Source organism: Pseudomonas sp. ATCC PTA-122608 (assembly GCF_001952855.1).
Lineage (GTDB): Bacteria > Pseudomonadota > Gammaproteobacteria > Pseudomonadales > Pseudomonadaceae > Aquipseudomonas.
This window is the reverse complement of the sequence record NZ_LPNO01000046.1, coordinates 314,254-326,883: the sequence shown is the minus strand read 5'-3', so window position 1 is coordinate 326,883 and position 12,630 is coordinate 314,254. Positions and strand designations below refer to the sequence as shown.

The 12,630-nt window shown below is 60.5% G+C and carries 9 protein-coding genes; 7 read left to right on the top strand and 2 right to left on the bottom strand.

Annotation, left to right across the window (positions count from 1 at the left end; translation table 11 throughout):
- Window positions 1-627 carry a LysE family translocator gene (locus AU074_RS27405; RefSeq protein WP_076017386.1) on the top strand — a complete coding sequence of 209 codons (627 nt, stop codon included), beginning with the start codon at window positions 1-3 and terminating at the stop codon, window positions 625-627.
- A 9-nt stretch (window positions 628-636) separates the two neighbouring features.
- Here AU074_RS27405 and AU074_RS27400 read toward each other — a convergent pair whose 3' ends face one another.
- Together AU074_RS27400 and uraH are read right to left on the bottom strand one after the other, a co-directional pair.
- The gene (locus AU074_RS27400) at window positions 637-5,598 is read right to left on the bottom strand and encodes a dermonecrotic toxin domain-containing protein (RefSeq protein WP_076017385.1); all 4,962 of its coding nucleotides are present in this window, start codon (window positions 5,596-5,598) and stop codon (window positions 637-639) included.
- 159 nt (window positions 5,599-5,757) lie between these two features.
- A complete protein-coding gene (gene uraH / locus AU074_RS27395; RefSeq protein ID WP_010176091.1) occupies window positions 5,758-6,111 on the bottom strand; it encodes a hydroxyisourate hydrolase in 354 nt (117 codons plus the stop codon).
- A 461-nt stretch (window positions 6,112-6,572) separates the two neighbouring features.
- Between uraH and puuE the strand changes: the two genes are divergently transcribed.
- From puuE to AU074_RS27360, 6 genes are all read left to right on the top strand, one after another.
- Entirely contained in the window at window positions 6,573-7,499 is a 927-nt protein-coding gene (gene puuE, locus AU074_RS27385) for an allantoinase PuuE (protein ID WP_076017384.1), read from the top strand.
- Window positions 7,496-8,011 (top strand): 2-oxo-4-hydroxy-4-carboxy-5-ureidoimidazoline decarboxylase, encoded by a 516-nt coding sequence (gene uraD, locus AU074_RS27380; protein ID WP_076017383.1) that lies wholly within the window; start codon window positions 7,496-7,498, stop codon window positions 8,009-8,011. Before puuE ends, uraD begins: the two co-directional genes overlap by 4 nt.
- Before the next feature lie 80 nt (window positions 8,012-8,091).
- Window positions 8,092-9,087 (top strand): allantoicase, encoded by a 996-nt coding sequence (gene alc / locus AU074_RS27375; RefSeq protein WP_076017382.1) that lies wholly within the window; start codon window positions 8,092-8,094, stop codon window positions 9,085-9,087.
- 140 nt (window positions 9,088-9,227) lie between these two features.
- A complete protein-coding gene (locus AU074_RS27370; RefSeq protein ID WP_076017381.1) occupies window positions 9,228-9,731 on the top strand; it encodes an ureidoglycolate lyase in 504 nt (167 codons plus the stop codon).
- A gap of 50 nt (window positions 9,732-9,781) precedes the next feature.
- Window positions 9,782-11,083: a urate hydroxylase PuuD gene (locus AU074_RS27365; protein WP_076017380.1), complete on the top strand. Its 1,302-nt coding sequence runs from the start codon at window positions 9,782-9,784 to the stop codon at window positions 11,081-11,083.
- A 187-nt stretch (window positions 11,084-11,270) separates the two neighbouring features.
- Window positions 11,271-12,623 (top strand): nucleobase:cation symporter-2 family protein, encoded by a 1,353-nt coding sequence (locus AU074_RS27360; RefSeq protein WP_076017379.1) that lies wholly within the window; start codon window positions 11,271-11,273, stop codon window positions 12,621-12,623.
- Window positions 12,624-12,630: the final 7 nt, after the last annotated feature.

The window sequence follows — 12,630 nt, the reverse complement described above, 5'->3', positions numbered from 1 at the left end:
ATGAGTCTGGAAACCTGGCTGCTGTTCAGCGGCGCTGCGCTGGTGGTGATCCTGATCCCCGGCCCCCTGTCCTTGCTGATGATCAGCAACAGTTTGAACTACGGCCTGCGCCGTTCGTACCCGGCCTTTCTCGGTGGGGTGATTGCTTCCATCTGCCTGTTGAGCGCCTCGGCGCTGGGCTTGGGCGCGTTGTTGTTGGCCTCGGAGCAGCTGTTCAGCGCCCTGAAGATCGTCGGCGCGCTGTACCTGTTTTATCTTGCCTGGCAGAGCTGGCAGCAATCGCGGCAGCCGTCACTCGGTGCCGACGTGCCGCAAGTGGCCGCCACCCCGCGTTTTCGCGCGCTGTTTGGCCGGGCCTTTGTGCTGGGCGCCAGCAACCCGAAAGACATCCTGTTTTTCGCCGCCTTCCTGCCGCAGTTTCTCAGTGCCCAGCAGGCCTTTTTGCCGCAGCTGCTGATCATGATCGCCACCTGGACCGTGCTCGACCTGCTGTGCAAACTGGCCTATGGCTTGGGCGCCCATGGCGCTGCGCGGTATCTGCGCAGCGGCAAGGGCCAAAGCTGGTTCAACCGGGTCAGTGCCGGGTTGTTTTCCGGAGCCGGCGCAGCGTCGTTGCTGAGCCGTTAGCATTGCCCATCAAAACGGTATAAGTTTGACGAAGAACACCGTGACGCCGGAACCCTCGGTACGTTGTATGCCGGCGATAATCCGCACCAGGCGCCGCTCCTCCAGCGCTTTGAGGACAGGGTGATAGCGCTCGGCCTGAAACATGATTGTCGACTGGCCAGCACTGCGAAACCACGCATCGGACAGCTGCAACATATTGCGGGATTTCAGGGTAATGCTGGGCGACTCCGCCCATCGCGTCAGCACGAAATAGAGGTTGCTTGACTTCGGATGGGTGCAGACGAAGTTATAAAACAGCGGGGAGCCGCCTTTGTACAGTCGTCGAACCGAAAACCCCTGTTGCTCCAGCACCTGCTTGACCATCAGTTGCGCGGCGATAGGCCTGGCGTGGCTGATGGACGTATTGTTGAGGACAGCCGGGTCAAGCGGTACGGGCAGTTGAAAGTCCAGGCGCTCCAGCCCGGGAACAACCCCCTCCCTTCCTATATTGACGCTCTTATGACCTCGGCGAACAATCGGCCTGAGCATGCGCAACAAGTCATCCGTCTGGCCCACCGCTCTGGGTATTGGAGGCAGCCAGTCGTCCAGTGTCAGACGAATATTGAGGAGGCGGGTCGCGGTCATTGAGCGACCGGAATCAGCCAGCTCCACCAGACGCTCAGCCACGAAGCGATTACTGGAAGGGGTTAAACCGGGGAACGCGTACCTCACAGATTCGTCGAGGGGCCTGGCGAACAATGGCTCACGTGGCACCCACAACCCATCAGCGCCAAACATTGCGGGAACGGGTTGCTCGCGCACATCCGGTAGCAGCCAGCGCATAAACCCGTGACGCGGCTCTGCAGCGACCACCTCGGGTTTTTTGATAAACACGATACTGTCCGACGCCTTGGAGCCGCTGGGCAACAGTTCATAGAAATTCGCCCCCAGCTTTATCGCATCGAAGGGTTCGTCCCCCTGAACCCGATACAACCGCCGAGTTGCGGAAGTCTCTTGTGTCACCCGCCTCTGCAGCGACCTCCCCCAGCCCTGCCAATGGCTTGAGGCCAATACCGGTTGCCGGGCTATCAGGTCAGTATGAGAAGCCGGCGGGGCAACCCATTCGGTTGCCGGCGTTTGCGCCTCCCAAGGCCTGTGAATACCTGAACTGAGCCCAGGCCGCGGCTCGGGGGCATCGGCGCCCAACAGCCGTTCACCGGACTGTTCGATGTACAAAACCAGCTCATCCTGAGCGTCGTTCCGCGGGCTCTTGAGCCGCAGCGCCCGCTCGTTGCGGCGTCGGTAGACCGGATACGCCTGGCCGTCATCCAACACAAACTGTTCGCCAGCCTTAACAAACGTGCCCTTGTTTACCGGCCCGTGCAGCGCGACGGCCCCATCCACCGGTAACGCTTTCTTGAATCCTTCAAGGCCCTTTACCCCCCACGCAGGGACCGTCAACCCCAGGTTGGAAAACCCAGCCTGGCGAAGCTGGATAAGGTTCATCACCGACGTCCTGGCCTGCAACCCAGGCTTCGGCGTGCCCTTGGCAGAAGGCAGCAACATCAGCGCCACATCGGCCAACAGAATCAACACAGCAAACCCGACACCTACGCCATCCGCAGGATCACCGCTGTGGTGAAACCGCCGGGCCGCCAGAAGCACTTCATAAATATTGACGCCGATGCTCACGCCCGGGATAAACGACAATATTCCCCGCACTCGCGCTTCCGATTGCTCGCCCAGGCGCCATTTGCGATAGCTCGCCAGCGCTTGCTGGGAATTGGCCATGGCCCGCACTTCCCGCCGTAAGCCCAGCACGTGGGCATGGGCCAGGATGCTCAAGATGTCACTGGCGCCGGTAGCCGTGAGCCCCAACCAGTGCTGCGGCGCCTGCTCGTGCTGCTCGTTGATCTCCTGCTCGATCTCTGCCAAGTGACTGGCGGGAAACTCCCGGCGGCGTTTGAACCAGCGCACCAGCCCCCCGACAAGCTGCGCGGCCTTTACCCAGTAAGACTCCTGAAACAGATCGAACACTGAAGTAGCGGCACCGCGCCAATCGATAGTCCCGAACGCAGGCTCCATGGGTACCGGATAACTGCGCAGCGCCTGGTGCTCCCAACCAGGAGCGATGTGCCGGGCCAGGTGCTGACGGTTTTGCGGCGTGCCGGCCATGTTCATCAGCGCCTGCTGTGCCGCTTCCAGGCTCGCATGTTCGCTGAGGGGCGGATGACCGGCTATGTGCGGCCAATAAAGCAGGGTTTTGGCCGATAGCCGATCATGAATGACCAACACACCGGCGATGTGCCGGGGCTGTTGCAAGGTAAACGCCGCAAGGTGTGGGCAAAACAGCTGCAACTGGTGGCCGTTTTTCTGCAGGTCCTGTGGCGTCTTTGCCGCCAGTGCAGTGGAGAAAATGCTCTGCGCTGCGTCGCTTAACCCTTGTTGCCGGGCGCTGAATAACTCCAGGCGTGCAAGCTGCGCCAGCGGTCGCTGGACCAGCGCCTGGAACAGTACAGGCGAGCTGGATGCGTAGAACACCTGATCAATCATTTGCTCGTACGCACCCGCAAGATCCAGGCTGGCGATCAGCTTGACCAGTTTGTCAGGGGGCAAAAGCCGCTGTACCTGCGGGTCCAGGTAGCTGCCGCGCTTCAAGCGCCATTGTGTCCAGGGGGCCTCTTCATCCAGATTGTGCAACGCCAGTTGCAGCAGGCTGTAGGTGTGGCGCTCCTTGCTGACCACCACCCGTATGCCAGAATCCCCAGCCGGGCGCTGCGGATGCGATTCCCAATGAGTGCTGACATCATCGGGCATATCCAGCAGCGGTTGATCGATGTCCAGATGAATCAGGCCTTCACGGCTCAACTGCGCCAACAGGTTTTTGCGAGCAAAGGTTTGCAGGCTCGGCAATATCTTAAGCAGCTGTTCTTCAAGCGCCTGGACGCTGGTCAGATAATGGATGTAATGGCCCTGATAACGTTTGCGCAGGGCACGGGGCGCGGTGGTTAGCCATGCGGGGAAGGTGTTTGTCCGGGCAGCCGCCAGCCGTAGCAGGCTGACATTGGCCAAAGCCATGGCGCGGGCGGCGCTGGTGGGCAGGTGCAGGTTGTCTGCCAACTCACGGGCCAGCAAGGTGTGCGTCAGGGTCGGGTCTATGACCTCACTGAACGGCTTGGCACCCTGCGCCACCCAGCGTTCGACTCGCGCCTGGCACTTGATCTGCTCCTTGAAACTGTCCGCTAGCACATCAGCCCCCATCAACTGGAATGACACGAACATTGCCTGTGTGCCAAGTGCTGCAACCAAGGCCTTCGCCTGCGCTCGTTCATCGCGCCCTATACAACGCCACAACATCGAACCATCCGGGCTCTTGAGGCTGGCATCAATACAAACCTGTAGCTCATCCAGAGACTCGAACGCCTGCAACCCTCCATCAATGCCCGGCACCTGCAACAGGACGGGATGCCTGGCCTGCGGTTGGACGAGGGCTTGCACAGTGGTGACGACAAACACTCCCACCAACCGATACAGCGGTTGCCCACTGCGCCCCACAGACAGTTGCACGACGCGGGTGCTGCGGGTGCTGTCCTCAGCCGGGGCCCGCCATGCAAGGGCTTCACTCAGTGCGGCCAGGTTATCTTCACTGATCAGGCCCAAACGGTATTGCAGTTGCGCATCCTGGAGCAGGGCCTGGCTGCGAGCGAGCAGCCACTGTGCGGCTCGATGCCGCGAAGCTCCCGCAGGCACATACATCCAGAAGGCTTTTTGCCCCAGTTGTGACATGTGCCCCTCCAGCAGCAGCCGCACCGTCTCAGCCTGCTGCTGCCACTGTGTCTGCAACGTGATAAAAGCGCCAAAAGGTTGGTGATCGCGGCTCCAATCGGCGGGATCCAGCAACGCCAGAAGCCCCTGCTCATGACGCCGCACCAATGCCTCCCGAGTGCGAAAGGCCATGCCTGCACCGAGCCCTGCGCAGGTGATGTGCCCTGTTCGACGGTAACCATCCCAGCCCAGTAACTGCTCAACGGCGATGCTCAGCCCAGGCATGTCCGGAGCCCCGTGCCGACTGCGCTCAATCAGCCGTAAACGCTGCGCAGGGCTCATGTCACATCCCTGGCCCACCTTGTCTGTCAGCCAGGGTGCGTAACGGGAATCGATGCTCGCCCATTCGTTATCGCGCTGGGTGTGCAGTTGCGCCAACGCACTCTGACGCAGGGCATCAGCGGTCAAAATCGGCGCGCGGCGAACGCTGAAAGCCTGCACCGTGCTATTCACATCCAACGCCAGTTCATGTCGATTCACCAGAGGCAGGCATTGCCAAAGTAAGGCGCGTTGCGCCCCGTTTATCACCTCTGGTAATCGATGTTGCAGCTGTCTCAGGCTGTCGAACTCATGAAAGGGCTGCACTGACGCAGGCAGGTAAACCACCTGTCGATTATTCAGCCCGTCGCCACTGCGGTAGAGGTGCAGGGCCCCGGCGACCGAAACACCCCCGGCAACATCGCGAGGCCAGAGCAAGCCGCTGACCTGCAACCGTTCCCAGGCACCGCCCGCAGCCAGGCGCGTTGACACGTCAGGGGCGTCCACCAGCTCCAGGACCATGGCCAACCCATGGTCTGACAACATGCACAGCCCATGAGCCAGCAACGCACGCTGGGCAAATACCTCGGTGCACAACTCAACCCACCGCGCTTCACGGTCCAGCGCACTACCGGGGGCCAGGCCCTGCCAATAACCCGTCGTGGTTGCCCGGATATCTGGTGGCACGCCCAGTGCGAGAGTTTGCGTCGACGCCGCGCGCACCCATCGCCGCAGGCTGGGTGCACGGAGCATCAGGCGACGCAGTGCCTTGGTCGATTCGGCGCAACGTACCTGAGCGAGCTGCAACTGGTTGATGAATTGGCTGGGTGAGTTGTGTCGGCCGAGGCGGCGAGTCAGGCCGTCGCGAATCTTTTGCTGCCAGACGAAAGTGTCGGGATCTGTAGCCATGTCACTATCGGCTCCTGATTAAAAATCCGAGCGTAAGCAGCTTGATCATGCGGCGGGCTTTACATAGATAGGGCCCGATCACCCGACGAAAAAAAGCCCGCAGTGTGAGCGGGCGAAAAACCAACGAAGAGCTTTGGGGGTGTGAAGCGCGGTGACGACTCAGCTACCGCGATAGGTGGAGTAGCTGTAAGGCGAAATCAGCAAAGGCACGTGATAGTGATCCTGTTCGGCACTGATGCCGAAGCGCAGTACCACCACGTCGAGAAACGCAGGTTCGGGGAGTTGCACACCGCGGGCGCGGTAGTAGTCACCGGCGCTGAACTGCAACTGATAGACACCGCTGCGGTAGTCATCGCCTTGCAGCAGAGGTGCATCGCAACGGCCGTCGTTGTTGGTCAGGGTGCTGGCCACCAGTTCAAGCTGTGTGCCCTCGACACGGTACAACTCAACCTTGATCGCGCTGCCAGGGCAGCCGTGCGCGGCGTCCAATACGTGTGTGGTCAAACGTCCCATAGCGTCTGCGCGCCTCCCGAAGTCAGTAAAGTGAAAGACCGCACCTTTTCAGGTCACTGAAAAAGCCGGCAATGACTGATTAAGACACTTTTCAAAAAAATTGTACACAATAAATTCAACAAACCCGCTATCCGTTGCTGACGCCGATACTGTAGGAGCGAGCTTGCTCGCGAAGATCGTTAACGATAACGCAGCGCTTCAGAGGTAACGAGGCGCTCTCAGGTTTTTCGCGAGCAAGCTCGCTCCTACAGTAAAGGAGGTTTTTTTCAATATAGTTGACCAGTCAGGCAGGTTTCTTGCAGTGCTATTCTGCAAAGACCCTGCGGAAAAAATGCAGAAATACAGGCTTACAAAGTGCGCACTACGTTGTATACAATCAGTCATCGCTGTGACGCCACCCCAGTCTTTTCGCTGCCCGGCCGCCACACACACCGTTACCACGAACAAGAAGGAAGACTGCAGTGAGCGCTGACTACCCACGCGACCTGATCGGTTACGGCAGTAACCCTCCTCACCCACACTGGCCAGGCAAGGCCCGTATCGCCCTGTCGTTCGTACTCAACTACGAAGAAGGCGGCGAGCGCAACATCTTGCACGGCGACAAAGAGTCGGAAGCCTTCCTGTCCGAAATGGTCTCGGCGCAACCGCTGCAAGGCGAGCGCAACATGAGCATGGAATCGCTGTACGAATACGGCAGCCGGGCCGGCGTGTGGCGCATCCTCAAGTTGTTCAAGGAATTCGATATCCCGCTGACCATCTTTGCCGTGGCCATGGCCGCCCAGCGCCACCCGGACGTGATCCGCGCGATGGTCGCCGCCGGCCACGAAATCTGCAGCCACGGCTACCGCTGGATCGACTACCAATACATGGACGAGGCCCAGGAGCGCGAGCACATGCTCGAAGCGATCCGCATCCTCACCGAACTCACCGGCGAACGCCCACTGGGCTGGTACACCGGGCGCACCGGCCCCAACACCCGGCGGCTGGTGATGGAGGAAGGCGGTTTCCTCTACGACTGTGACACCTACGACGACGACCTGCCCTACTGGGAACCCAACAACCCGACCGGCAAGCCGCACCTGGTGATCCCCTACACCCTGGACACCAACGACATGCGCTTCACTCAGGTCCAGGGTTTCAACAAGGGCGACGACTTTTTCGAGTACCTCAAAGACGCGTTCGACGTGCTGTATGCCGAAGGCGCGGAAGCACCGAAGATGCTCTCCATCGGCCTGCACTGCCGCCTGATCGGCCGCCCGGCGCGCATGGCTGCACTCAAGCGCTTTATCGAATACGCCAAGGGTCATGACCAGGTGTGGTTTACCCGCCGCGTCGACATCGCCCGTCACTGGCATGACGTACACCCTTTCCAGGGAGCCGCCAAATGACAGCTTTCCAGACCTTGAAACCCTCGACCCTGAGCCGCGACGAGTTCGTCGCAGCCTTCGCCGACATCTACGAACATTCGCCATGGGTGGCCGAAAAGGCCTTCGACCTGGGCCAGGACGCTTCGATCGACGAGATCGAAACCCTGCACCAGCGCATGAGCGACATCCTGTTGAGCGCCGATCACACCAGTCAACTTGCCCTGATCAACGCTCACCCGGACCTGGCGGGCAAAGCTGCCGTCCAGGGCCAGTTGACCGAAGCCAGCACCCATGAACAGGCTGGCGCCGGTATTCACCAATGCTCGAGCGACGAGTTTTCGCGCTTCACCGAGCTGAACGATGGCTACAAGGCCAAGTTCAAGTTTCCCTTCATCATGGCGGTAAAAGGCAGCAACCGGCATCAGATCCTCGCCGCGTTTGAAACGCGCATTCACAACTCGGTGGAAGCCGAGTTCAAATGCGCGCTGGCCGAGATCAATAAAATCGCGTTGTTCCGATTACTGACCCTTTAGCAGACCTGGCCCGAGCGGTTCATGAACGCCCAGGGCCTGGCGAGCATCCCAAGCCACTTACTTTAAGGCAGACAAGAAGAATGAAAGCTTACGCCGTACCTTTCGAGAAGTTCGTCAACCTGGCCGACGCCCGCCTGGGCACCAAGATCATCTCTGTTACCGATGACTGGTTCGCCGACGCCAACCGCCTGTTCCAGCCGACCCCGGCCGTGTGGAAGGAGGGCGTTTTCGATGACAACGGCAAGTGGATGGACGGCTGGGAGTCACGCCGCAAGCGCTTCGAAGGCTACGACAGCGCGGTGATCCGCCTGGGCGTACCGGGTTCGATCAAAGGCGTGGACATCGACACTTCATTCTTCACCGGCAACTTCCCGCCATCGGCGTCCCTGGAAGCCTGCTTCCTGGCGTCCGGCGAGCCGGACGACAACACCCAGTGGGTTGAAGTGCTGTCGGCTGTAGAGCTGCAAGGCAACAGCCATCACTTCCACGAGATCAACAACGACCAGGCCTTCAGCCACCTGCGTTTCAACATCTACCCGGACGGTGGTGTAGCCCGTCTGCGTGTGTACGGCATTCCGTTCCGCGACTGGTCGGCGGTGGGCGACAACGAACAAGTCGACCTGGCAGCTGCATTGAACGGCGGCCGTGCACTGGCCTGCTCCGATGAACACTTCGGGCGCATGAGCAACATCCTCAACCCGGGCCGTGGCATCAACATGGGCGACGGCTGGGAAACCGCCCGTCGTCGTACGCCGGGCAATGACTGGGTCATCGTCGCACTGGGCAACCCGGGCGAGATCGAGAAGATCGTGGTCGACACCCTGCACTTCAAGGGTAACTACCCGGACACCTGCTCGATCCAGGGCGCATTCGTGAAGGGCGGCACCGACAGTCAGATCGAAACCCAATCGCTGTTCTGGCGCGAACTGCTGCCGGCGCAGAAGCTGGAAATGCACGCTGAACACACATTTGCCGAGCAGATCAAGGCGCTGGGCCCGATCACCCACATTCGTCTGAATGTGTTCCCGGATGGTGGTGTGAGCCGCCTGCGGGTTTTGGGCAAGGTCTCGAAGTAAGCGGTGAACCTGTGGCGAGGGAGCTTGCTCCCGTTGGGKCGCGAAGCGGCCCCAAGAAATGGGACGGCTACGCAGTCCAGCGGGAGCAAGCTCCCTCGCCACAAAAGCAAACAACACAGAATCCGGATAAGAAGACAGCCATGCGCACACTGATGATCGAACCCCTGACCAAAGAAGCCTTCGCCCCTTTCGGAGACGTTATCGAAACCGATGGCAGCGATCACTTCATGATCAACAACGGGTCGACCATGCGCTTTCATAAACTGGCGACGGTGCAAACCGCCACGCCAGAAGATAACGCGATCATCAGCATTTTCCGCGCCGACGTGCAGGACATGCCGCTGACCGTGTGCATGCTGGAACGACACCCGCTGGGCAGCCAGGCTTTCATCCCGCTGCTCGGCAACCCCTTTCTGATCGTGGTCGCGCCACTTGGCGATGAACCTGTATCGGGCTTGGTCCGCGCCTTCGTCACCAACGGCAGGCAGGGCATTAATTACCATCGCGGCGTCTGGCACCACCCGGTGCTGACGATCGAAAAGCGGGATGACTTCCTGGTGGTTGATCGCAGTGGCACAGGCAACAACTGCGATGAGCATTTTTTTAAAGAGGATGAGCAGTTGATCCTCGCCCCCCACCAATAAGAGAAGGTCTGATCACTCGACGACAGAGTGACAGGCGAGAGGTAAAGACTGTGGAAGCACATTTGATGGAATGGCTGAACCTTAGCGTGCGCTGGGTTCACATGATTACCGGCGTCGCCTGGATCGGCGCTTCGTTCTACTTCGTCTGGCTGGAAAACAACCTCAATCGCGTCAACCCCAAGGACGGTCTCGCCGGTGACTTGTGGGCGATCCACGGTGGCGGTATCTACCACCTGGAAAAATACAAACTGGCCCCGCCGACCATGCCGGACAACCTGCACTGGTTCAAATGGGAAGCCTATTTCACCTGGATGTCCGGCGTCGCGCTGCTGTGCGTGGTGTTCTACGCCAACCCGACGCTGTACCTGCTGGCCCCGGGCAGCAGCCTGAGCGGTCCGGAAGGTGTACTGCTGGGCATTGGCTCGCTGTTTGTCGGCTGGTTCGTCTACTCCTTTCTCTGCGACTCGGCCCTGGGCAAGCGCCCTGCCCTGCTCGGCCTGATCCTGTTCGTGCTGTTGATTGCCGCTGCGTATGGCTTCAGTAAAGTGTTCAGCGGCCGTGGTGCGTACCTGCATGTGGGCGCCGTGATCGGCACCATCATGGTGGGCAACGTGTTCCGCATCATCATGCCGGCCCAGCGTGCGCTGGTGGCGGCGATTGCAGAAAACCGCACACCCGACCCGGCACTGCCGGCCAAGGGTTTGCTGCGTTCGCGTCATAACAACTACTTCACCTTGCCGGTGTTGTTCATCATGATCAGCAACCACTTCCCGAGCACCTACGGCAGCCAATACAACTGGCTGATCCTGGCAGGTATCGCGGTGGCGGCGGTGTTGGTGCGTCACTACTTCAACACCCGTCACAACAGCCAGAAATATGCCTGGACCTTGCCCGTAGGCGCACTGGCGATGATTTGCCTGGCGTACGTGACCGGCCCAAAACCGGTGGCGACTGCACCGGAAGTGGCCAAGGCACCCGCGGCCATCGAGTACCAGCCACTGCCGGAAACGGCGCTGGGTGGCGGGCTTAAACCGGCTGCACCCGCGGCACCTGCACCGGCGCCTGCCGAAGCAGCACCGGCCCAGGCCTCGATTGATTTTGACAAGGTCCACGGGGTGATTCAGGAGCGCTGCGCAGTGTGCCATTCGGCCAAGCCGACCAGCCCGCTGTTCAGTGCCGCACCGGCGGGTGTGATGTTTGATACGCCGCAGCAGATCCAGCAAATGGCCCCGCGCATTCAGGCGCAGGCCGTGGCCAGCCAGATCATGCCGCTGGGCAATATCACTCAGATGACCCAGCAGGAACGGGACTTGATTGGCACCTGGATCAATCAGGGGGCGCGTACCAACTAAACATCGGCCCCCTCCCCTGTAGGAGCGAGCTTGCTCGCGAAAAGCTCAAGGGCAACGCGCTCAAACTGGATGCGCGCGTTATCGTTGACGACCTTCGCGAGCAAGCTCGCTCCTACAGGGATCAAGGGCAGCGCTACCGGCAATCGAATGCCGAACAACACAACAATAAAAAGATCCGAGGTGTTGCATGTCCCAGCTAGAAACGCAGACTCCTGCCGCGCCCACCATGGTGCGGCTACCCCTCTTGCAACTGATTCTGGTAGGCCTGCAACACGTCTTGCTGATGTACGGCGGCGCCGTCGCCGTGCCTTTGATCATCGGCCAGGCCGCAGGCTTGAGCCGTGAAGAAATCGCCTTCCTGATCAACGCCGACCTGCTGGTGGCGGGCATCGCAACCATGGTCCAGTCATTCGGTATCGGCCCGGTGGGCATTCGCATGCCGGTGATGATGGGCGCCAGTTTCGCCGCAGTCGGCAGCATGGTCGCCATGGCGGGCATGCCCGGCATCGGCCTGCAAGGGATCTTCGGCGCGACCATCGCCGCCGGTTTTTTCGGCATCGTGATCGCGCCGTTCATGTCCAAGGTCGTGCGCTTCTTTCCGCCACTGGTGACCGGCACCGTGATCACCGCCATTGGCCTCTCGCTGTTTCCCGTCGCGGTCAATTGGGCCGGCGGGGGCGCGGCGGCGTCCACGTTTGGCTCACCGATTTACCTGGCGATTGCCGCGCTGGTACTGGCCACCATCCTGTTGATCAACCGTTTCATGCGCGGCTTCTGGGTGAGTATCTCGGTGTTGATCGGCATGGCCCTCGGCTATGGGTTGTGCGGGATGATCGGCATGGTCGACCTCAGCGGCCTGGCCCAGGCACCGTGGGTGCAAGTGGTGACGCCACTGCATTTCGGCATGCCGAAGTTCGAGTTGGCGCCGATTCTGTCGATGTGCCTGGTGGTGGTGATTATCTTCGTCGAGTCCACCGGGATGTTCCTCGCCCTGGGCAAGATCACCGGCCAGGAAGTTACGCCGAAGATGCTGCGTCGCGGCCTGTTGTGTGATGCCGGCGCGTCGTTTTTTGCCGGCTTCTTCAACACTTTTACTCACTCCTCGTTCGCGCAAAACATCGGCCTGGTGCAGATGACCGGTGTGCGCTGCCGTTCGGTGACGATCATGGCCGGGGCGTTTCTGATTGTGCTGAGCCTGCTGCCCAAGGCCGCGCTCCTGGTAGCGTCGATTCCGCCCGCAGTGCTGGGCGGCGCGGCGATTGCCATGTTCGGGATGGTGGCGGCCACCGGGATCAAGATCCTCCAGGAAGCCGACATCGCCGACCGCCGTAACCAGTTGCTGGTGGCGGTGAGTATCGGCATGGGATTGATCCCGGTCGTGCGTCCCGAGTTCTTTGCGCAGTTGCCACTGTGGATGAGCCCGATCACTCACAGCGGCATCGCCATGGCCACCCTCAGCGCGCTGTCGCTGAACCTCTTGTTCAACATTCTGGGCGGCGCCGAACGCGCTGCCGCAAGCGAACACGCACACCAACATTGATTCCTGC

Coding starts and splice junctions, on each gene's coding strand:
- AU074_RS27405 (WP_076017386.1), top strand. CDS start 1: ATGAGTCTGGAAACCTGGCTGCTGTTCAGCGGCGCTGCGCTGGTGGTG.
- uraH (WP_010176091.1), bottom strand. CDS start 6,111: ATGGGACGTTTGACCACACACGTATTGGACGCCGCGCACGGCTGCCCT.
- AU074_RS27400 (WP_076017385.1), bottom strand. CDS start 5,598: ATGGCTACAGATCCCGACACTTTCGTCTGGCAGCAAAAGATTCGCGAC.
- uraD (WP_076017383.1), top strand. CDS start 7,496: ATGACAGCTTTCCAGACCTTGAAACCCTCGACCCTGAGCCGCGACGAG.
- AU074_RS27370 (WP_076017381.1), top strand. CDS start 9,228: ATGCGCACACTGATGATCGAACCCCTGACCAAAGAAGCCTTCGCCCCT.
- AU074_RS27360 (WP_076017379.1), top strand. CDS start 11,271: ATGTCCCAGCTAGAAACGCAGACTCCTGCCGCGCCCACCATGGTGCGG.
- alc (WP_076017382.1), top strand. CDS start 8,092: ATGAAAGCTTACGCCGTACCTTTCGAGAAGTTCGTCAACCTGGCCGAC.